The organism is Streptomyces sp. NPDC008125 (assembly GCF_042957125.1).
Classification (GTDB): domain Bacteria; phylum Actinomycetota; class Actinomycetes; order Streptomycetales; family Streptomycetaceae; genus Streptomyces.
Genome location: NZ_JBIBHR010000005.1, coordinates 1 through 20,283, shown reverse-complemented (window position 1 = coordinate 20,283; position 20,283 = coordinate 1). Strand labels below are relative to the sequence as shown.

Annotated in this window: 18 protein-coding genes and 2 pseudogenes; 11 read left to right on the top strand and 9 right to left on the bottom strand. The window is 71.5% G+C overall.

The genetic code is table 11. From position 1 onward, the window contains the following. Positions 1 to 92: 92 nt before the first annotated feature. Entirely contained in the window at positions 93 to 1,226 is a 1,134-nt protein-coding gene (locus ACFZAX_RS10195; RefSeq protein WP_390960553.1) for a pyridoxal-phosphate dependent enzyme, read from the bottom strand. A gap of 262 nt (positions 1,227 to 1,488) precedes the next feature. On the opposite strand from ACFZAX_RS10195, the gene ACFZAX_RS10190 reads away from it, so the two are divergent. Together ACFZAX_RS10190 and ACFZAX_RS10185 are read left to right on the top strand one after the other, a co-directional pair. Next, positions 1,489 to 1,806: a hypothetical protein gene (locus tag ACFZAX_RS10190; protein WP_390960552.1), complete on the top strand. Its 318-nt coding sequence runs from the start codon at positions 1,489 to 1,491 to the stop codon at positions 1,804 to 1,806. Positions 1,807 to 2,259: 453 nt separating this feature from the next. Then, positions 2,260 to 2,784, top strand: coding sequence for an ATP-binding protein (locus ACFZAX_RS10185; RefSeq protein ID WP_390960550.1), 525 nt, complete (start codon positions 2,260 to 2,262; stop codon positions 2,782 to 2,784). A gap of 121 nt (positions 2,785 to 2,905) precedes the next feature. On the opposite strand, the gene ACFZAX_RS10180 is transcribed toward ACFZAX_RS10185, so the two are convergent. Beyond that, on the bottom strand, positions 2,906 to 4,120 hold the full coding sequence (locus ACFZAX_RS10180; protein WP_390960548.1) for an ROK family protein: 1,215 nt from the start codon (positions 4,118 to 4,120) through the stop codon (positions 2,906 to 2,908). A 121-nt stretch (positions 4,121 to 4,241) separates the two neighbouring features. On the opposite strand from ACFZAX_RS10180, the gene ACFZAX_RS10175 reads away from it, so the two are divergent. The 3 genes from ACFZAX_RS10175 (at position 4,242) to ACFZAX_RS10165 (ending at position 6,994) form a co-directional block, all read left to right on the top strand. After that, positions 4,242 to 5,492 carry an MFS transporter gene (locus ACFZAX_RS10175; RefSeq protein WP_390960547.1) on the top strand — a complete coding sequence of 417 codons (1,251 nt, stop codon included), beginning with the start codon at positions 4,242 to 4,244 and terminating at the stop codon, positions 5,490 to 5,492. A 184-nt stretch (positions 5,493 to 5,676) separates the two neighbouring features. Next, on the top strand, positions 5,677 to 6,423 hold the full coding sequence (locus tag ACFZAX_RS10170; RefSeq protein WP_390960546.1) for a maleylpyruvate isomerase family mycothiol-dependent enzyme: 747 nt from the start codon (positions 5,677 to 5,679) through the stop codon (positions 6,421 to 6,423). A gap of 331 nt (positions 6,424 to 6,754) precedes the next feature. Continuing rightward, entirely contained in the window at positions 6,755 to 6,994 is a 240-nt protein-coding gene (locus ACFZAX_RS10165; RefSeq protein WP_390960545.1) for a hypothetical protein, read from the top strand. A 260-nt stretch (positions 6,995 to 7,254) separates the two neighbouring features. On the opposite strand, the gene ACFZAX_RS10160 is transcribed toward ACFZAX_RS10165, so the two are convergent. Then, on the bottom strand, positions 7,255 to 8,001 hold the full coding sequence (locus ACFZAX_RS10160) for a WHG domain-containing protein (protein WP_390960544.1): 747 nt from the start codon (positions 7,999 to 8,001) through the stop codon (positions 7,255 to 7,257). A 159-nt stretch (positions 8,002 to 8,160) separates the two neighbouring features. On the opposite strand from ACFZAX_RS10160, the gene ACFZAX_RS10155 reads away from it, so the two are divergent. The 3 genes from ACFZAX_RS10155 to ACFZAX_RS10145 all read left to right on the top strand — a co-directional run bounded on the left by ACFZAX_RS10155 (position 8,161) and on the right by ACFZAX_RS10145 (position 11,842). Then, positions 8,161 to 8,631 carry a nitroreductase family deazaflavin-dependent oxidoreductase gene (locus ACFZAX_RS10155; RefSeq protein WP_390960543.1) on the top strand — a complete coding sequence of 157 codons (471 nt, stop codon included), beginning with the start codon at positions 8,161 to 8,163 and terminating at the stop codon, positions 8,629 to 8,631. 140 nt (positions 8,632 to 8,771) lie between these two features. Then, positions 8,772 to 10,388: a hypothetical protein gene (locus tag ACFZAX_RS10150; protein ID WP_390960541.1), complete on the top strand. Its 1,617-nt coding sequence runs from the start codon at positions 8,772 to 8,774 to the stop codon at positions 10,386 to 10,388. Between the two features lie 491 nt (positions 10,389 to 10,879). Next, complete coding sequence (locus ACFZAX_RS10145; RefSeq protein ID WP_390960540.1) at positions 10,880 to 11,842, top strand: DUF389 domain-containing protein; 963 nt, start codon at positions 10,880 to 10,882, stop codon at positions 11,840 to 11,842. A gap of 32 nt (positions 11,843 to 11,874) precedes the next feature. On the opposite strand, the gene ACFZAX_RS10140 is transcribed toward ACFZAX_RS10145, so the two are convergent. Further along, positions 11,875 to 13,107, bottom strand: coding sequence for a geranylgeranyl reductase family protein (locus tag ACFZAX_RS10140; protein WP_327174116.1), 1,233 nt, complete (start codon positions 13,105 to 13,107; stop codon positions 11,875 to 11,877). Positions 13,108 to 13,301: 194 nt separating this feature from the next. Here ACFZAX_RS10140 and ACFZAX_RS10135 point away from each other — a divergent pair, with 194 nt between their 5' ends. Continuing rightward, positions 13,302 to 14,666: a M20/M25/M40 family metallo-hydrolase gene (locus tag ACFZAX_RS10135; RefSeq protein ID WP_390960539.1), complete on the top strand. Its 1,365-nt coding sequence runs from the start codon at positions 13,302 to 13,304 to the stop codon at positions 14,664 to 14,666. A gap of 104 nt (positions 14,667 to 14,770) precedes the next feature. On the opposite strand, the gene ACFZAX_RS10130 is transcribed toward ACFZAX_RS10135, so the two are convergent. Beyond that, positions 14,771 to 15,808 (bottom strand): NUDIX domain-containing protein, encoded by a 1,038-nt coding sequence (locus ACFZAX_RS10130; RefSeq protein ID WP_390961000.1) that lies wholly within the window; start codon positions 15,806 to 15,808, stop codon positions 14,771 to 14,773. A gap of 229 nt (positions 15,809 to 16,037) precedes the next feature. On the opposite strand from ACFZAX_RS10130, the gene ACFZAX_RS10125 reads away from it, so the two are divergent. Together ACFZAX_RS10125 and ACFZAX_RS10120 are read left to right on the top strand one after the other, a co-directional pair. Next, entirely contained in the window at positions 16,038 to 16,592 is a 555-nt protein-coding gene (locus tag ACFZAX_RS10125) for a hypothetical protein (protein ID WP_390960537.1), read from the top strand. Between the two features lie 368 nt (positions 16,593 to 16,960). Further along, on the top strand, positions 16,961 to 18,157 hold the full coding sequence (locus ACFZAX_RS10120) for a SpoIIE family protein phosphatase (RefSeq protein WP_390960536.1): 1,197 nt from the start codon (positions 16,961 to 16,963) through the stop codon (positions 18,155 to 18,157). A gap of 86 nt (positions 18,158 to 18,243) precedes the next feature. Here the strand turns inward: ACFZAX_RS10120 and ACFZAX_RS10115 are convergent, their stop codons facing one another. From ACFZAX_RS10115 to ACFZAX_RS10100, 4 genes and pseudogenes are all read right to left on the bottom strand, one after another. Continuing rightward, complete coding sequence (locus tag ACFZAX_RS10115; protein ID WP_390960534.1) at positions 18,244 to 18,585, bottom strand: anti-sigma factor antagonist; 342 nt, start codon at positions 18,583 to 18,585, stop codon at positions 18,244 to 18,246. Positions 18,586 to 18,696: 111 nt separating this feature from the next. Further along, positions 18,697 to 19,128 carry an ATP-binding protein gene (locus tag ACFZAX_RS10110; protein ID WP_390960532.1) on the bottom strand — a complete coding sequence of 144 codons (432 nt, stop codon included), beginning with the start codon at positions 19,126 to 19,128 and terminating at the stop codon, positions 18,697 to 18,699. A gap of 435 nt (positions 19,129 to 19,563) precedes the next feature. Continuing rightward, positions 19,564 to 19,937 (bottom strand): annotated as a pseudogene (locus ACFZAX_RS10105) (hypothetical protein). A gap of 211 nt (positions 19,938 to 20,148) precedes the next feature. Further along, positions 20,149 to 20,283, bottom strand: a pseudogene (locus tag ACFZAX_RS10100) (MerR family transcriptional regulator); the annotation flags it as partial.

Below are 20,283 nucleotides of genomic sequence, written 5' to 3'. Positions count from 1 at the left end.
CGTAGGCGTCAGGCGTCAGGCGTCAGGCGTCAGGCGTCAGGCGTCAGGCGTCAGGCGTCAGGCGTCAGGCGTCAGGCGTCAGGCGTCAGGCGTCAGGCGGGCCAGTCTCCGGTGAGCAGGAAGCTGTCGAGTGCCGCGGCGTAGGGGGCGATGTCGAGCCCCTGCTCGTTCAGCCAGGAGTCGGCGTAGTACTTGTCCAGGTAGCGGTCGCCGGAGTCGCAGATCAGTGTGACGACGCTGCCCTGCTCGCCACGCTCCACCATCTCGGCGATGATCTTGAAGGCGCTCCAGAGCCCGGTGCCGGTGGAGCCGCCCGTACGTCGGCCCATCACGCGTTCCAGGGCGCGTACCGCCGCGACGCTCGCCGCGTCCGGGACCTTCATCATCCGGTCGATGGCTCCGGGGACGAAGCTCGGCTCCATCCGGGGTCTGCCGATGCCCTCGATACGGGAGCCGCAGTCGCTGCTCGCCAGCGGGTCGTGCCGCGTCCAGCCGTCGAAGAAGCAGGAGTTCTCGGGGTCGGGGACGCAGATGCGGGTGTCGTGCTGCATGTAGTGGACGTACCGGGCGATGGTCGCCGAGGTGCCGCCGGTACCGGCCGTGGCGACGATCCACGCGGGATCCGGGTAGCGTTCCAGCCGGAGTTGCTGGTAGATCGACTCGGCGATGTTGTTGTTGCCGCGCCAGTCGGTGGCCCGTTCCGCGTAGGTGAACTGGTCCATGTAGTGGCCGCCGGTCTCCGTGGCGAGCGCGGCCGACTCCTCGTACATCGCCCGGGGGTCGTCGACGAAGTGGCAGCGGCCGCCGTGGAATTCGATCAGACGGCACTTCTCGGGACTGGTCGTGCGGGGCATCACCGCCACGAAGGGCACCCCGATCAGCTTCGCGAAGTACGCCTCGGAGACGGCGGTCGAACCGCTGGACGCCTCGATGACCGGCTTCCCCGGGCGGATCCAGCCGTTGCAGAGCCCGTAGAGGAAGAGCGACCGGGCGAGACGGTGCTTGAGGCTGCCGGTCGGGTGGGTGGACTCGTCCTTGAGATACAGGTCGATGCCCCAGTCCTCGGGCAGCGGGAAGCGCAACAGGTGTGTGTCGGCGGACCGGTTGGCGTCGGCCTGCACCTTGCGCACGGCCTCTTTGAGCCACGACCGGTACCCGGAGTCACTGCGGTCGACGTCGATCGTCGGGACGGGCTCTCCGTCGATTCCGTGCTCTCTGATGCCCATCCCTGATCCTCCTGGTGAAGCCCGTGGAAGCTGTGGTGCCCTCCTCCCACGATATTCCCCCCACCTGCACAAACGGGGACTTGGATCTCCCCCAGGAACTGCTTGGGTACGGAGCGCGGACAACGCGACTGATCTGGGCGACACACGTCGCCCGGCGTCACCTTGCGTACACGTAATTCAGCCCGACACGCGCACGTGAAGCAGTGCCGGCGCGGGAAGACTTCCTTCCAGGAGTCGGCATGCGAAGGGGGGCGACCGAGCGGTGGACGACGTGGAGTTCAGCGCACGGGGCGTACGGATCGAACGATGGGCCCGCTCGCTCACCCTGGCCGGGCAGGTGATCGTCAAAGACGGCCGGGTCGCTCTCCTGACGAGCAACGGCCGGGAGATCGACAGTGCCCCGGTGGGAGCGGTCAGCGCGTGGAAGCGGTGGTTCTCCCAGACGGACTCGGCCGTGGCCCGGGTCAACGGAGTGCGTTACCGGCTCACCATGGGACAGCGCGGCCGACAGCCGGACGGGACGGCACCGATACATCACTTCCTGGAGGTGCTGCGCAGCGCGGGCTGCCGTCACCGCTGACCCCGCCGAGCGCGCCGCACCGGCACACCGCCGGACAAGCAGGGCAGCCGCACCCGGCACAGCGACGCACCACCGCACCACCGCACCACCGCACCGGCACCGTCCGGACGGCGCCGTCCGGAGAACACCGCCGGGACGGCACTCCGAAGCGTCGTTTCTCGCGCGCGTCAGCAGGCCGGCGGCCCCGGTGACCTCGCGGCTTTCCCGCGGAGTCCTCCATGATCCACCCGGCACCCCTCCTCGGCCCGTGGGCCGCGCCCACGGCCGCGAGTTGCGGAGCGGGGCGCCCTGAGCGACGCTGAACCTACGTCACGGACGGTTCATCGAAGGTCACCCTGCGACTGAAGGTGGCGGGCCTCCGCGACGGACCACAGCAGACCAGAAACACCAGCCAGCCACATGCTGGATCCGTTCCTCCGTCTTCTTCCGGACCTCTTTCGGGGAGTCGCAGCCGTGATCAGCGAGCCAAGCAGGCACTGCACGGTGGAGCTCCAGGCACTGCCGTCGCGGATCGGTCAGGTCCGCAGAATCATCTCGGCGCAACTGCGCTACTGGCATCTCGATCTTCTGATCGACCATGCGGCCCTGGGCGTCACCGAACTTCTCACCAATGTCCACCGCCACGCGGAACCGGACAAGTCGTGCACCGTCGACATCGAGCTGCTGCTCGACCGCCTGACGGTCTCCGTCCACGACCACGATCCCCGATTGCCCTCCGTGAACGTGGCGGACACCTTCGCGACGTCCGGGCGCGGCCTGGCCCTCATCGCCGCCGTCAGCGAGAGCTGGGGTGTCCGGCCCGGCGACGGGGCGGGCAAGGTCGTCTGGTTCACCTTGCCCACCCCGTCCACCGCGACGAGGGCGCTCCCACCGCTCGCGGTGTACGGATCGATGACCGACGGCCCGTTCGGGGGGCGGTACGCAGGGGCGGTGGAAGCCTCGGCGCAGTTCCCCAGCAGGTCGGCCGTCCTCGGCTGACGAGCACTCACCCTTCTTCGCGCACAGTGCGTTTGACCCTGCGGCCGGCGGCCGGGGGCCCCGCACCGTCCTGCGGTCACCGGCTGTCGCGCGTGCCGCGACACGCTCTTGCGGCCGCGGGTCAGACGAGGACGGTCAGCGGGTCGTCGAGCACCGGCTGCCAGGCCAGTTCGGCCGCGCCCACCAGGCTGTCGTGCGCCAGCGTGCACGGCAGGATCGGCACGCTGCCGCTGCGTCCCCACAGGCTGCGGTCGGCAACGACGGCCCGCAGTCGCTCGGGGTCGGCCTGGAGCAGATCCCGGTGCAGGCCGCCGAGGACGACCCGGTCGGGGTTGAGGATGTTGACGAGCCCCGCGAGCCCCAGCCCCAGCCTGTCGATGAGGGCCTCGGCGGCGCGGCGTACGTCGCCGTCCCCGTACTCCGTACGCAGCAGATCGCCGGCCTGCTTGAGCAGCGACTCCTCCGGGCCGGGCGTCCGGCCCGCGGCGAGGAGGAAGGCGAGCGGGTCCGCCTCGACGTCGAGGCAGCCCCGGCCGCCGCAGTGGCACGCGCGGCCCTCGGGGTTCACCGTGAGGTGCCCCACCTCGAGAGCGAGCCCCGAACTCCCGGTGTGCAGACGGCCGTCGAGTACCAGCGCGCCACCGACACCGCGGTGGCCGGTGGCCACGCAGAGCAGATGCCGGGAACCGCGCCCGGAGCCGTGCCGATGCTCGGCGAGCGCAGCGAGGTTGACGTCGTTTCCGGTGAACACCGGTCCCTCAATGCCCGCTTCACGCACGCAGGAGCGGAAGATCTCGCGTACCGGGGCACCGGCGGGCCAGGCGATGTGCATCGGGTTCAGGGCCGTTCCCTCCGGTTCGGCCACGGCCGAGGGAACGGCGAGTCCGGCACCCACGCAGCGCAGGCCACTGCCGCGCAGCAGCTGCGCGCCCGCCTCCACCACTTCGCCGAGCACCTGGGCGGGGTCGGCCATGACGGTGCCGCACCCGGGTGCGGTGGCGACGATCCGGCCCCCGAGGCCGACCAGCGCGGCACGAAAACCGTCGGAGTGCACCTGGGCGGCGAGTACGACGGGGCCGGTCTCGCGCACCGACAGCCGATGCGAGGGACGGCCCTGCGAACCGGCGGCCGAACCGGGGCTGGAATCGACCCTGATGAGCCCCAGCGCTTCCAGTTCGGCCGCCACCGCGCCCGCGGTGGCGCGGGTGACGCCCAGTTCCGAGGTCAGCACGGCACGGGTGGGCGCGCGCCCCGTGTGCACCAGTTCCAGGGCCGGCCCGAGCGCGCCGCGACCCCTCTCCAGCTTCGTCCGCGTGGTGGACACCTTGCCGTTCATGGGGGCGAGTCTCCCACGATCCGGAGGCGTCTCTGACGCTTCGGCACCAGGTCACGACGTGCCGCGGGTCACGTCCGCACGCGTCTTGTGCCCGTCCTGGGCACGCCCCTATGCTGAGTTTGTGCCGCACCTAAACAAACTGCGGACGGTCCGGACCGGGGGGCTTGGCGGAGACACCGCCCCACCCTCCGCGGTCCGGCTCCGCACCGCGCTGACCGTGTTCTTCGCTCTCGACGGTTTCCTCTTCGCAGGCTGGGTCGTACGCATCCCGGCCATCAAGCACCACATCGGAGCCTCCGCCTCCTCGCTCGGGCTCGCACTGCTCGGCGTCTCGGCGGGCGCGGTGATCACGATGGTCCTCACCGGCCGGCTCTGCCACCGGTTCGGCAGCCATCGGGTCGCCGTCGGGTGCGGCATCCTGCTCCCACTGAGCATCGCCCTGCCCGCGCACGCCGGTTCGGCACTGACGCTCGGGCTGCTGCTGCTGGTCTTCGGCGCCGCCTACGGCGGAATGAACGTCGCCATGAACAGCGCGGCGGTGGACCTCGTCGCCGCCATCCGCAGGCCCGTACTGCCCAGCTTCCACGCCGCGTTCAGCTTCGGCGGCATGGCCGGTGCGGGGATCGGCGGATTCGCCGCCGGCCACTTCTCCCCCGTCGCCCACCTGACCTGGCTCGCCGCGACCGGTCTGCTGGTCACCGCGGTCGCGGGGCCGGTCATGCTCCGCAACACCCCGGGCACGGCGGCCACTTCCGGTTCCGGCGCGCCTTCCGCGCCCACCACGGCGGACACCCGTGCCTCCTCGCCCCGCATGAGCCCGGCCGTCCGCCGCGTGGTCGCGCTGTTCGGCGTGATCGCCCTCTGCACCGCGTACGGCGAGGGCGCGCTCGCCGAGTGGAGTGCGCTGCACCTCACCCAGGATCTGCACGCCACGCCGGGTACCGCGGCCGCCGGCTACTCACTGTTCGCCTTGGCCATGGGGATCGGCCGGCTCACCGGTACCGCCCTGCTGGAACGTTACGGCCAGACACGGACGCTGGTGTTCGGAGGCGGCGCCGCCGCGGCGGGCATGCTGCTGGGTTCGCTCGCCCCCACGGTCCTCCTGGCGCTCGCCGGCTTCGCCGTGGCAGGGCTCGGACTGGCCAACATCTTCCCGGTCGCGGTCGGAAGGGCAGGCGCGCTGGCGGGCCCCGGCGGTGTGGCCGCCGCCTCCACTCTCGGCTACGGCGGCATGCTGATGGGACCGCCCGTCATCGGCTTTCTCGCCGACTGGCTCTCGCTGCCGATGGCCCTGACCACGGTGGCCCTGCTCGCAGCCGCGGCCGCCGTACTCGGGTACGCCTCCCGGACCGCGTCGCCGGACGCCGCCTGAGGGCCGCGTCGCCGTACCGACTCGCCGCACGGCCTCGCGGTACCGCGACGCGGCACAACCTCGCAGTACCGGGACGCGGAGATCTCGCTCTGCGCCCCGGACCGCGCCCCGAAGCGGAACCCCGTTGATTCCAGCAGGCGAGAAGGTCGCCGGCCCCGCCCCCGGCCCTGCGAGAATCTGCGACATGGACATGTCCGAACAGATCACACAGCTCAGCGCCGAAGGCCGGTTGCTCGCCGCGGCGGCGGAGCGGGCGGGGATGGACGCCCTCCTTCCGACGTGCCCCGGCTGGCGGGTGCGCGACCTGCTGCGCCACACCGGCATGGTGCACCGGTGGGCGACGGCCTTCGTCGCCGAAGGGCACACCGAGTACGTCGGCGACGAGGGCGAGCCCGACCTGGACACAAGCCAGTTGCTGGCCTGGTTCGCCGACGGGCACCGGCGTCTGGTGGCGACGCTGGAAGCCGCTCCCCGCGACCTCGCCTGCTGGACGTTCATGCCGGCGGCCTCGGGGTCGGCGTTCTGGGCCCGCCGCCAGCTGCACGAGACGACGATCCACCGGGTGGACGCCGAATCGGCGCTCGGCGCCCCGTACTCGCGGGTGGGTACGGCCTGCGCGCTCGACGGGATCGACGAACTGCTGACCGGTTTCCACGCCCGCGCCAAGAGCCGGGTACGCACGGAGGCCCCGCGCGTCCTGCGGGTGCACGCGGTCGACGCCGACGCCGCCTGGACGGTCCGCCTCTCGGCCGAACCGCCTCGGGCGGTACGCGACGACGGCCGCGAGTCCGGCGCCGACTGTGTGGTGAGCGGCAGCGCGGAGTCCCTCTACCTGGCCCTGTGGAACCGCCTGCCGCTCTCCTCGGCCGCCCTCGAAGGCGACGAGGCCCTCGCGCGGCTCTGGACGGAGAAGTCCGCCATCACTTGGTGACCTGGGCAGGGGCCTTCCCGGCGCCCGGCACGGACGCGTGCGCCGGAAAGACCCCGGCCGGTCGGCCCACGGCAGCTTCTGCGCGAGGGTGTTCGCCGCGAAGCGGTTCACGCCGAACAGCCCGCCGGCGCGGAAGTCGTCGGTCGCGTCGATGACGGTTCGGCCCCACCCCCGAACCAGGCCTGGCTACGGGTACCGTCCGTCCGCACCTTCGGGTGTAGGCACGGCCCTCGACGACGGGGGTGGTGTCGAGGGCGACGTCCTTCCCGGGGCGCCGGAGTTCGACCACACCGTTGGTGTCGGTGTTCGCCGTGCGGCCGGCACCGCCCGCGTGCGCGCGGAACGCCGGATCGGCTTCATCGGCGATCTGCCGGCCCGCCTGCACACCCGCCGCGAACGAGTAGCCGGGTACCGCACGGCGCTCGCCGAGACTGAACTCCCCTACGACCGGGCGCTGGTCGCCCACGCCCATGCCCCGGAAGGAGCGGCGGCGACGGCCCGGCTGCTCGCTGTCTCCGACCCGCCGGCCGCACTGCTGTCGGGCAGCAGCGTCATGACGATCGGCGTCTGACCGAGATCTCGCGCAGCCGCCTCAAGGACGTCTTGGTCGTCGCCTTCGACGACGTGCCCGTGGCCGCCCTCCCTGGGGCCCGGGCTCAGGGTCGTCACTCAGAACCCCGCGGACATGGGCGAGTTGGCGGGTGCCCTCGCCGTAGAACGCCTCGACGGGGAGCTCTCCCGGGGGGCGCACCGTGATGGTCGAGACACTTCTGGTGCTCCGCGGCTCCGGCGGACCTCCCGCCCCTCGCCGGGGGTGCTCCGGTTGGGCGTTCACCCTTCGGAAAGCTCCCCGGGCACGGTGAGACCTACCGAGTGCGCGAGCCCGTCGGCCGCCTGACGGAACAGCGTCTCCCGGTCCACCACCACCCCGTTGAACTGGCCGAAGACCTCGAAGGAGACGAGTCCGAAGAGCTGGGCCCAGGCGATGACGAGGGCGGCGGCGTTGGCCGGGGGCAGGTCCGGGGCGAGTTCGGCCGCCATCCGGACCGCCTCGGGGCGCAGAGCGGCGGAGAGCGGCGGCGTGGCGAGGCATTCACCCCGGTGGGCCTCGCGGATCAGGCCGATGAGGGCCATGCCGACCCGGGAGGCCGGGCCGACGGTGTCCTGGGGTGCCACGTAGCCGGGGACGGGCGAGCCGTGGATCAGGGCGTACTCGTGGGGGTGCGCGAGGGCCCATTTCCGTACGGCGCAGGCCACGGCCGTCCAGGCGGTCGCGGACGAGCCGTCCGGGGAAGCGGTCACGGATGAGCCGTCCTGGGAAGCGGTGGCGTCGCGGACCGCCTTCTCGGCGGCTTCACCGATGGCGTCGTAGGCATCGATGATCAGCGCCGTCAACAGCTCGTCGCGGCTGGGGAAATAGCGGTAGAGCGCCGAGGAGACCATGCCCAGCTCGCGGGCGACGGCCCGCAGCGAGAGCCTGGAAGCTCCCTCCGCCGCGAGCTGCGCTCTCGCCTCGTCCTTGATGGCGGCGGTGATCTCGGTACGGGCGCGTTCCCTGGCTCCCTTGATGGCACTCATGACGCCCATTCTGCCATGCGGGCGGATCACCGGACAGAAACAAGAGCACTGCTCTTGCGCAAGTCGGCCCCCTGGAGCACACTGATCTCAACAGAGAGCACCGCTCTCGGAGAAGCTCGGCGAAAACGGGCCACTTCGCGCTCAGGGACTGGGGACACCATGTCGCAGGCACAGCCGTACTACTTCCGGGCCGGCACGATCGGCACCCGGTTCAACAGCATCGTCGGGTGGCTCGCCCGCCATGGCTTCAGCCTCATGGGCACGGCGGAGATGTCCGTCCGGGGGCGCAAGAGCGGCAAGATGCAGCGCGTACCGGTGAATCCGCACGTCCACGACGGGGAGCAGTACCTGGTCTCGGCCCGCGGCCACTCGCAGTGGGTGCGCAACATGCGGGCGGCCGGCGGTGGCGAACTGCGGGTGGGGCGCAGGACACGCGCTTTCACCGCGGTGGAGATCGCGGACGACGCGCAGAAGGTACGCGTCGTCCGCGCCTATCTGAAGCGCTGGGGCTGGGAGGTGAACCAGTACTTCCAGGGCGTCACCGCCACGTCGACGGACGCGGAACTGCTGGCGGCCTGCCCCGACCACCCGGTCTTCCGGATCACGGTGGAGGGGCGGGACGCCCGGTAGGGCCTTTCGTCCGGATCACGCCCGGATCCACTGGTGTACGTGCCACAGACCTGGAGAACCGGCACAACCATCCGTGGGCCGGAGTTGTCACACCGAGTAGCCGGTGTGACAACTCCGGCCCATGGAAAGGGAAACACCAGATGTCATCAACACGCCGGCGTGCCTGGTCCGCGGTGTTCAGCGCTGCCGCCGTCGCACTGTTCCCGGTCATCGTGGCGGTGCCCGCGGCCCACGCCGAGTCCGGCCCCGCCCTGACACTCCTGGCCGACCACAGCGAAGTGGGGCTGCCCCAGCCCGCCGACAGGGGGGACTCGTCGCAGATCGGCTGGGGCATGGAGGGCGAGGCCGGCGGAAGCACGGCCAAGGACGTGGTCGTCAAGGTCGATGTCTCCGGCATCTCCGGATTCGCCGACGTCACCGGCCTCTCCTGCGTGGACGACATCTGCTCATGGCCCGGCCGGGACATCGCCCCCGGCGAGTCCACCGGCGGCATCGTGGACGTCAACGCCAAGCCGGGCGCGGCGCTCGGAACGACGGGCGTCGCACGGCTGTTCGCCACCTCGTCCAACGCCAGCATCACGGAGACGACCGTCAGGCTCACCGTCGGTGCGGTGGACCTCGGCATCGCCAGGATCCCGGACACGAAGGACGCGGCCCCCGGCTCGACCCTCGCCGCTCCGATCACGGTGTCCAACTCCGGTTCGCTCACCGCCGATGCCGTGAACCTGTCGCTCGCCGCCACCCCCGGTCTCGGATTCGCCCAGAAGTTCTCCAACTGCACCTACGGGAAGTCCACCGGAATTCCCTCGGCACACGGACACGAACTGGACACCGCCGTCTGCCGCATCACCACGCCGGTCGAGCCGGGCAAGGCCTACCGGCTCTCCTCGCAGTTCGGCATCGAGGTCGGACAGACGGCGCTCTACGAGTTCGTCGACTACCGGATCGAGGCCGCCTCCACCTCCGTGCCCGAGGCCGCCGCCTCCGACGGGCCGGTGCTCGGACTCGTCGAGAGCGGAACGCCGCCGGTGGTGAGGACCGATCACGCCCAGTGGCAGATCGCCGCCGACAACACCGCCGACATCGAACTCACCGGCTCCACCGCGAACGCAGCCCCGGGCGAGGAGACCGTGCTGACCGCGAAGGTCCGCAACAACGGCCCCGCGACGTTCAACCTGCTGAGTTCCGACGCCCAGATCGGCGTGCGGATCGAGATCCCCGAGGGCACCACCGCCGTGAAGATCCCGTCGGAGTGCGGCGTGTGGACGGGCGGCGGAATGGGCGAACCCACGCCGGGAGCCCCCGAGTACATGTGCGCGGTCGACTCGCCGTTCACCGTGGGCGAGACTCTGGAGCTGCCGTTCACCGTCAAGGCCGGGCAGGACGTTGCCGCCACGACTTCGGGTGACGCCACCGTGACCACCGTGTGGGGAGGCGAGCTGGCCGCGGACACCGACAAGGCGAACAACACCGCGAAGATCACGCTGAAGACCTCGGCCTCCACCGCCACTCCGGGGCACGGCGGTCCGTCGTCGGACGTGGACTCCCACCGGACCGGCGCCCCGACCGCGTCCAGCGGGCCCGTGAAGGCCGTGGCGGCCTCTTCAGGTTCCTCGAACGCCTCGGGGACCATGGCCTCGACGGGCAGCGGTGCCACACCGGCGATCGCGACAGCCGGCGCCCTGGCTCTGATCGCCGGTGGCGCGGTCATGTTCGTGGCCCGCAGGCGCAGGGCCCGTACCGGAGAAGCGGCCTGACCCGGCCCGCGCGCGTTGCCCGTGTGTCCCGTGCCTGCCTCCTCGTCCGGTTCGGGACGGCGAGACGGGCCCGATGAGGCCGGGCGACGGAGCACGACGGGCCGTGTTCCCGCTCCTGGGGGCCGCGGCGGATGGCTGACCACCGGTTCGGTTGTGCGCACGTGGGGGGAGGGGGCCGTCACTGATCGGCACCGGCGTGTTTGCCCGGGCCATGCCCCCGCCCCTCCGTCGCGGGCAAGTACTCGGCAGAACAGCGCGGGTACGCCCCCGGGATGTGGGGAGGGCTCACGAGAGCCCCACCACCAGCGCGATCGGATCACCTGCCCGGCCCACGGTGTCGGCGGCTGACCCCCGCAGCGGGATCCGGGCTGTACCGGCCCGCTCCCGTGACGGCTTCGACCACGAGGTATAAGAGGTCGAACGGCTTTCCGCCGTGCGAACCGTCACGGCCCGGGCGTATGCGTCCCGGGCGACCCCGGGAGGCCGGCCCTGTGCTGCATCTGCGTCTGATCGTTCCAGCCGCGTCCACGGACGAGGTGGTGGGGCTGCTCGACGACAGCGTGGGGACCGCCCATCTCGTCGTGCTGCCGGGCGCTGCCCGCTCACCCGCCGGTGATCTGGTGCTCTGCGACGTCGCCCGGGAGGCGGGTGACGAGCTGATCGCCCGGTTGCGCCGGCTCGGTCTCGACCGCACGGGCTCCATCACGGTGGAGAGGCTGGACCTGACGCTCTCCGAGCATGCCGACCGGGCCGAGGAACAAGCGCCGGGCGAGGGCGCCGACGCGGTGCTGTGGGAGGAGCTGACGGAGGTCACGCACGAGGAGTCGACGTTCAGCGTCACCTACGTCGCGTTCCTGACGATCGCCACGATGCTCGCCGCGGCCGGGGTGATGCTGGACAACGCGATCCTGATCGTCGGCGCGATGGCGGTGGGCCCCGAGTTCGGGCCGCTGGCCGGTGTTTCCACCGCCCTGGTGCAGCGGGCGCCCAGGCTGGTGGCGCGCTCGCTGGCCGCGCTCGTGGGCGGGTTCGTGGCAGCGATGGTGGTGACCGCCGGGTTCGCATGGCTGTTGGACGCCTGCGGGCTGTTCACGAGGGCGATGGTGGAGGCGGACCGGCCGAACACCTCTTTCATCTGGCAGCCGGACCGGATGTCGTTCGTCGTGGCGTTCCTCGCGGGGATCGCCGGGACCCTGTCACTCACCTCGTCGAAGTCGGCCGCGCTGATCGGGGTGACGATCTCGGTGACGACGGTCCCGGCGGCGGCCAACGCGGCGGTGGCGTTCAGCTACTCCGACTACGCGCAGACCACGGGTTCCTCGCAGCAGCTGCTCGCCAACCTCGGCGGCATCGTGCTCGCCGGCACCCTCACCCTCCTCGCCCAGAAGGCTTTCTGGGCGCTCCGACTGCGCCGGCCCGCCCACCGGGGCGGGCCGGGCCGGGGACGTGACTGACCGGGCCGCCGTCGCTCGCGTACGGGAGCCGGTCAGCCGTTCTCGGCCGACCGGCGGTCCATCACGGAGAGCGCGCGGTGCGCCAGGGGGTGGGTACGGACCAGTTCGGCCAGCGAGGTCGTTCCCCGGGTGATCCCGGCGAACGCCTTCCAGGCCGGACGGAAGGTCGTGAGCACCGCGTGCAGGACACCGGGGCGGCGCTCGAAGAGCTTGAGCATCCGGCGTCCGACGTTCATCTCCACGCCGAGTCCGGCCTTGATGGCGAAGGCGTAGTTGAGCGCCTGGCGCCGGGCGTCCACCGCGTCACGGGCCTCGGCGATGCGTACCGCCCACTCCCCCGCCAGCCGTCCGGAGCGGAGCGCGAAGGAGATTCCCTCGCGGGTCCAGGGCTCCAGAAGGCCCGCCGCGTCGCCGCAGACCACGACCCGGCCCCGGGAGAGCGGCGAGTCCTCGCTGCGGCAGCGGGTGAGGTGGCCCGAGGAGATCTTCGGCTCGAACCCGGCCAGACCGAGGCGGGCGACGAAGTCCTCCAGGTACCGCTTCGTCCCTGCGCCGTCGCCCCGGGCGGAGATCACCCCGACGGTGAGCGTGTCGCCCTTGGGGAAGACCCAGCCGTAACTGCCGGGCATCGGGCCCCAGTCGATGAGCACCCGTCCGGCCCAGTCCTCGGCGACCGTCTCGGGAACGGGGATCTCCGCCTCCAGTCCGAGGTCCACCTGATCGAGCTTCACCCCGACGTGGGCGCCTATGCGGCCGGCACTGCCGTCCGCCCCGACGACGGCCCGGGCGAGCACCGTCTCGCCGCCGGCCAGCACCACCGCGACGGTGCGCCGGTCCGGTACGGACGAGCCGTGCTGCTCGACCCGCGCGACGGACGCACCCGTACGCAGCTCCGCGCCGGCCTTCTGCGCCTCCTCGACGAGCTGGGCGTCGAACTCGGGCCGGTTGATGAGACCGAAGAGCATGCGTTTCGACTTGCGGGTACGCGCCAGCTTTCCGTTGAGGGAGAAGGTGACGGCGTGCACGCGGTCCCGCAGGGGCAGTTCGAACCCCGGCGGAAGCGAATCGCGCGAATATCCGATGATCCCGCCGCCGCATGTCTTGTAACGGGGCAGCTCCGCCTTCTCCAGCAGCAGGACCCGGCGGCCCGCGACGGCTGCCGCATATGCCGCGGAGGCACCGGCCGGCCCTGCACCGACTACCACGACGTCCCACACCGACGACTCTTCGTGCTCACGCCCGGCGTCTGCGTTCTCGCTGCTCACGATGTGCTTCTGCTCCCGATCCGACCAGTTGCCCCAGCTACTGACGGCATCCTACGGCGCGATCCGGTCAGGGTCCGCTGTGGGAGGATCGGCAGTGTTTTCGTCGTACGGACAACGCCGGACAAACGGCGTCGTCCACGGCCGCGCCGCCTCGCACGGCCACCCGCGGCACCGCACTCACAAGGAGCGTTCCCATGACCGCCCGTCCGATCCCCGAAACCGTTGCGTCGCTGATGCCCCGCGCCAAGGCGGAGCTGAGCGAGCTGGTGGCGTTCCAGTCGGTGGCGGATCCCGCGCAGTTCCCGAAGAGCGAGTGCGAGGCGGCGGCCGGCTGGGTCGCCGACGCACTCACCGCGGAGGGATTCCAGGACGTCGCGCTGCTGGACACCCCCGACGGCACCCAGTCCGTCTACGGCTGCCTTCCCGGCCCTGCCGGAGCCCCGACCGTGCTGCTGTACGCCCACTACGACGTGCAGCCGCCGCTCGACGAGCCGGCCTGGCTCTCCCCGCCGTTCGAGCTGACCGAGCGGGAGGGCCGCTGGTACGGCCGCGGAACGGCGGACTGCAAGGGTGGCCTGATCATGCATCTGCTCGCGCTGCGCGCCCTCAAGGCGAACGGCGGCGTGCCGGTCGGCGTGAAGGTGATCGTGGAGGGATCCGAGGAGCAGGGCACCGGCGGGCTGGAACGGTACGCCGAGGAGCACCCGGAGCTGCTCGCCGCGGACACGATCGTCATCGGTGACGCGGGCAACTTCCGGGTCGGTCTGCCGACCGTCACCGCGACCCTGCGCGGCATGACGATGCTGCGTGTGACGCTCAACACCCTTGAGGGGAACCTGCATTCGGGCCAGTTCGGCGGAGCCGCGCCGGACGCTCTCGCCGCGATGATCCAGCTGCTCGCCTCGCTGCGGTCCGAGGACGGTACGACGACGGTGGACGGGCTCGCCGGGGACACCTCCTGGGGCGGGCTGCAGTACCCGGAGGAGGAGTTCCGCAAGGACGCGAAGGTGCTGGACGGGGTGGAGCTGATCGGCGCGGGTACGGTCGCGGACCGTATCTGGGCACGGCCGGCGGTGACCGTGATCGGGATCGACTGCCCGCCGGTCGTGGGCGCGACGCCGTCCGTGCAGGCGAGCGCGCGGGCGCAGATCAGCCTGCGGGTGCCGCCGGGCCAGGACGCCGTGGAGGCGACGAAGCTGCTGACCGCGCACCTGGAGTCGCACGCCCCGTGGGGAGCGCGCGTCACGGTCGAACAGGTGGGCCAGGGCCAGCCGTTCCGCGCGGACGTGACCAGCCCCGCGTACACCTCGATGGCGGCGGCGATGCGGGTCGCGTACCCGGGCGAGGAGATGCAGACGGCGGGCATGGGCGGATCGATCCCGCTCTGCAACACGCTGGCGCAGCTGTACCCGGATTCGGAGATCCTGCTGATCGGGCTGAGCGAGCCGGAGGCGCAGATCCACGCGGTGAACGAGAGCGTCTCGCCCGAGGAGCTGGAGCGTCTCTCAGTCGCGGAGGCGCTGTTCCTCCAGAACTACGCGGAGTCGCGGCAGGGCTGACGGGCAACCGGACGGGGCCGGTCCGGCGGGTCGGGCCGGGGGCCGGTACGGCCGGGGGAGCCGACGGCCTCGTCTCCGGTCCCTGTCGGCCCCGCCCGGCTCTCTCAGCCGACCGGCACCCCTGCCTCCAGGTTGAGGACGGTGGACCGCTCGCGGGCCCGGAGCGCCCATCTCAGCCGGGTCCAGCGGGTCGGCGGGAGGAGCCGGGCGGCCTCCTCCTCGGTGACGAAACGCCATTGCCGCAGTTCGGAGTTCTGGAGCCGCAGCCCCGCCGCGTCCTCGTCCCGCAGTACGCCCCCGTCGAAGAGGAACCGCAGGCCGCCGTAGCCCGGCGGGCGGGGTGCCTCCCAGTCGACCACCAGCAGCCGGGGCTCGGTGGTCAGGACCAGGCCGATCTCCTCGGCGACCTCCCGGACTCCGGCCCGGGCCGGTGCCTCGCCCGCCTCCACGATCCCGCCGGGGAACTCCCAGCCGGCCTTGTAGGTGGGGTCGACGAGGAGGACCCGGCCGTGTTCGTCGAAGAGGAGGACGCCGGAGGCGACCGTCTCGGCGGTCGGGGAGGGGTTCTGGACGATCCCGCACTCCCGGGCGACGCCGGTGCGTACCGCTTCCTCGATCCTCAGCGCGGTCTCACGCGGCGTGAGGGCGCCGGTGTCGATGACGTGGGCATCGGCGGTGAGCCACGGGAGGGCGGCGCGGTAGGGCTCGATGTGTTCGAGACACCAGCGACGGGACCGTCGGCTCCGGTCGGGGTCCTCGGCGGACGCGTGCCGTTGCGAGATCCGCTGGCGCAGGATCGTTTCCTCCGGGAGGAGCAGCACGTGGTGGACGGGGATGCGGCGGGAGGCGAGCCCGCCGAAAATCTCGTCGCGGTACTCCTGGCGCAGCAGCGTCATCGGGACCACGAGCGTGCCCGGGACCTCGGCGAGCAGCGCCGCCGCGGTGTCGACGACCAGGCGCCGCCAGATGGGCAGGTCCTGGAAGTCGGTCACCTCCGCCAGCCGCTTCGGGGGCAGCAGCCCGCGCAGCGCGGCGCCGGTCAGCCCCGGGTCGTACAGCGTGCTGTTCGGGATCAGATCGAGCAGCTCGCAGGCCGCGCTGGTCTTGCCCGCACCGAACGCACCGTTGACCCAGACGACAATCACGACTACTCCAAGACCGGAAGGCCGCTGACCAGCGGCGGAGCGGGTTTTGCCGGTTCGTCCGGGAGAGGTGTGGGAAAGGGAGGTGTCCACAGTCCCGGCTCCCACCACCTCCTTCTCCCAGACCCTCTGGAGATACCCAGCGATCCGTTCTTCCATTGCGAGGGCCACATCGCTGTAGGTGCCCTCCACACCGGGCAGCTCATGCCGGTTGGTGACCGCGCGGACGGTGGCTTCGTCGTCACCGGCAGCTCCCGCCTGCAATGGGCCGACGCTGCCCTGCAGGGGGCAGCTCGACCACACCGGGCCGAGTGCCTGGCCGGGTCTGGCTCTGTCGGCCGCCATCCCGGCCGCCCGCACACCCCACAGTCCCGAACAGCAGATCTTTGTCGGCGACTTCTCCCCCGAGGACTGCGACGACCACCTCATCCGCCGCCTGACCGGCGACCGGCTCCTGCTCATCGGCTGCCTGCGCCAAGGCCTCTCCCCCGCCCAGGTCCACCTCCTCGCCCTCGACTGGCTCGCCGAGGCGGCCTTCGCCTCCATCGGCGACTCCGGGTGGGAACCGGTCGCTCCCCCCACCAGCAACAGCCCAGGGCTCTCCACACCCGCGGACGCGCTCGCCGAGCTCCTCAGCACCCTCGTCCGGCGCCAGCGCGAACACCGCTCCCGTACCGTCGACCGGCTCACCACCGTCATCGACACCGGCCTGCTGACCGGCGACCTGCACAAGATGGCCCTCTACCACCGGGCGCGCTGTACGGACAACACGGTCAGGACGTGAGGTCCAGCAGCGCGGTCCCCCGCCACACGGCCCACGCGCGCTCCACGCGCGCAGTGAGGACGGGCACGAGAAGACCGGAGCCGACAGGGCCCCGCAGGAAGTGGTGGCTGTGGAAGGACCGAGGTGCGTGGCCCTCGCCGGTGGGATGGGACACTTGCGGAGACCGAAGTTCTGGCCGGCCTCTGACTGAGGGGGCCGGGATGGGCCGGTCGCGCCAGTGTGGTTCCTTCGGGCTGAGCCCTGCGTCATCCCTGGTGGCAATGAGTTCGTCGAATCGCGGACCCGTACGGTCGGCGCTGGTGGGGATGGGGCATGGCGAAAAAGTGGATTGCCCGCGGCAGGCCGGGGCCCGGCCCGCGGAGACCGGCATGACTGCGGGCGCCCTCGCACGGGCCCTGACCGGGCTGCTGAACGCCAGTCACACGGCGGCCTTCGAGCAGCTGCCCCGCCTGCTCGACACCGCGGCGAAGGAAGCCGGCGCGGGCGGAGCGCGGCTGTTCGTGGCGGATCTTCAGGAGGAGGTGCTGCGCGAGGTCACCGGCATCGGCCTCAGCGCGGGCAAGGGGGGCGAGGAGCACCAGATCGACGGCACGTTGCCGGGCCGCGCCTACCAGAGTTCCGAGGTCACCGCGCCGGCCCGCGGCGGGGCGTCCTGGGCGCCAGTGCGGGACGGCGCCGAACGCCTGGGGGTCCTGCACGTCGACGCCGGCGGGGAGGGTGGCAGCCCGGACGAGGAAGTGGTGCGGGCGCTGGCGTCGGTGGCCGGGCTGCTGCTGGTGTCCAAGCGGGCCAACAGCGACTCCCACGCCCGGCTGACCCGCACCCGGCCCATGGGGATACCGGCGGAACTGCAGTGGAGCATGATGCCGCCGCGCACATTCTCCGACCAGCGGGCCACCGTCAGCGCCTTCATGGAACCGGCCTACCAGGTGGCCGGGGACGCCTACGAGTACGCGGTGGCCGACGACGTCCTGCACCTGGCGGTCTTCGACGCGATGGGCCACGACACGTCCGCCGGCCTGACCGCTGCCCTGGCCATGGCCACATGCCGCAGCAACCGGCGCGCCGGCGCCACCATCCCCGAAGCCAGCAAGGCCATCGAAGACGCCCTGGTCGAGCAGTTCGGCCACAGCCGCTACGCCACCGGCATCCTCGCCGACCTCGAGCTGGACACCGGAAAGTTCAGCTGGGTCAACCGCGGTCACCTGCTCCCGGTACTGATCCGCGGCGGCCGCTGGGCCAGCACGCTCCGCTGCCCTCCGGCCGGGCCGATGGGCAGCGGGTTCAACCTGCCGATCCAGCAGCGCACCGAGCAGCTGGAGCCCGGCGACCGGCTGCTGCTGTTCACCGACGGCATCACCGAAGCCCGTGACACCGACGGTCACGAGTTCGGGGTGGAGCGCTTCACCGACTTCATCATCCGCCACCACGCCGACCACCTTCCGGTCGATGAAACCCTGCGCCGTCTCATGCACGCGGTCCTGGACTACCACCAGGGGCGTCTGGAAGACGACGCCACCGTGCTCTTCTGCGAATGGCACGGTCCGGGGCCCTCGGCAGGGTGAAGCGGACCAGTCTGGGTCGCCCACGCCGTCCGGGGGGACAGCCACACCGGCACGGGCAGACGGCCGTGCGGAGGCTGAGGGGCGGGTCACGTACGGAGGGCTGCTTCCAGGGTGGGGTACATGTCGATGACGTGGCCCAGGCCGACTATTTTCATGACGCGCAGGGGGGCGTCGGGAATGCTGCTGAGGCGGAGCCAGCCGCCCGCGAGGTGAAGCGCGCGGTGGGCGCGCAGCAGGGCGTTGATGCCGGTGGAGTCGATGAAGGCGACGTGCGAGAAGTCCACGACGGCGCAGGGCAGCCGGCCGGACGCGGTGATCGCCGTCTCCAGGGCGGCGACGCTGTTGAAGTCCAGTTCCCCCGCGGGGGTGAGAACAGTGATGCCGCGCGGTGTGACCGACGTGTGGATCCGCGTGCGTTCGCTGGGCAAAGTGCCACCTTTCCGGGCGGCTGGGGAGCACCGGCCGTGGGAACCAGCCCAGCGCAGTCGTCCTGTCGGTGTCAACATACGAAAGATCCGGGCCGGCCCCCGGGCCGGTTCTCAGACGACCACGAGGCAGGCGCGAACGGTCTTGCCCCTGTCGGTGAACTCGGTGGTGACCTCGGTGCACAGGGCCACGACGATCTCCAGTCCGTGCTGGCCGATGCGCTCAGGTTTGAAGGACTGCGGCTGCGGTGACCGCCCCGAGGTGTCGGACACGGCAATCACCAGCAGAGCATCCTGCAGGTCAAGCGCGAGTGTGCACGGACCAGGAGCATGCCGTACCGCATTGGTCACCAACTCGCTGACCACCAGCAGGGCATCACCCCGCTTCACACCCGCCACCGCCACGCCCCGCGCCACGGCCCGGTCCAGAAATGCCCCGGCGAAACCGCGTGCTTCGCCGATGACGGGCGGCCCGTCGTACGAGACCGCTGCCGCCAGCCTGGCCCGCCGGGACATCGTGCTTCCGTCCTCCGGCAGCTCCTGCATCACAGCCTCCCCCAATACGGTCGCCAGGCTCCAACCACTGTGCACCTCGTGCGCCGCGCGATCAGCATCGACCGCAGAGCCCACTCACAACGGCTGCACGCCTTCCGCCCCCCGAATACCCTGCGTCCCATCTGCCCACCGCCCAAACTTTCATGTGGGGGAAGAGTCCCCCGGCGGTGTTTGTCGTCGCGAGCTCCCTCCTGCGCCTCGACGCCACCCGCCGGTAGCCGAGGCCGCGTATGAGGTAACAGCGAGGTGTCCGGCAGCGACCTCTCCCACGCTCCCGACCGCGCTCGCGGGCACAAGGCACCCGCTCATTCTCCACCAGTGCGCTCGGCCACCTCTCCGCCCCGCTCCCGGCGCCCACGCCCCACCGGACGCGCGACAGCCCCGCCAGAAACTGACGGGGCCACGCGTGCGCCCGTACGGCAGTGCTCAGAACGTGAGGTCCAGGGCGCGGACCGGCTCACCGGTCCACCGCTCCGGTGCCGTGGTCGCGATGATCGCCCCGTCGGGACGGTCCTGCGTCGGCAGCGCCGCGTACTGGCTGTGGGCGGCCGCCCAGCTCTCCTGCCGGGCGACGGCGAGCGCGGCCGCGAGGTCCAGGTCCAGGTCCAGGACCGTGATCCCGGGCAGCGAGGCGAGGTGTTCGGCGGTGCCGGGCCGGGCCCGGTCGGCTTCGACGAGCGCGCACGCCGGCACGTAGAGGAACCAGTCCGGCTCGGCGTGCGCCCGGTGGATCAGCCGGGACGCGAGAACGTTGCCCTGCCCGGCCGCAGCCATCGCCTGTCGTCCAGGACGATGTGCATGGCGTCGCTCACCGCCCTCCCGGCCGGCTTCAGGGTGGACGACGTCGTCGAGACGAGTCGCGCCGCCCGCTGCTGACCGTTGAGGGCCTTTCGGCGGGAGCGTTTCACGGCCCTCACTCGATCGGTGGCCACACCGAAGGAACCCAGTTCCGGGTTCTGCGGCAGCACGGCGGGCAGTGGCAGCAGAGCTCTGGCGGTAGGTCGGGCCGTCTCAAACCGCCGTCGGCGGGCTCAGAGATACGGCGGTGCGGTGGTGTTCGGCGTTGATGCGCTGTGCTTCTTCGAGCTGGTCTTCGAGGATGATGATGCGGCAGGCGGCGTCGATGGGGGTGCCCCGGTCGACGAG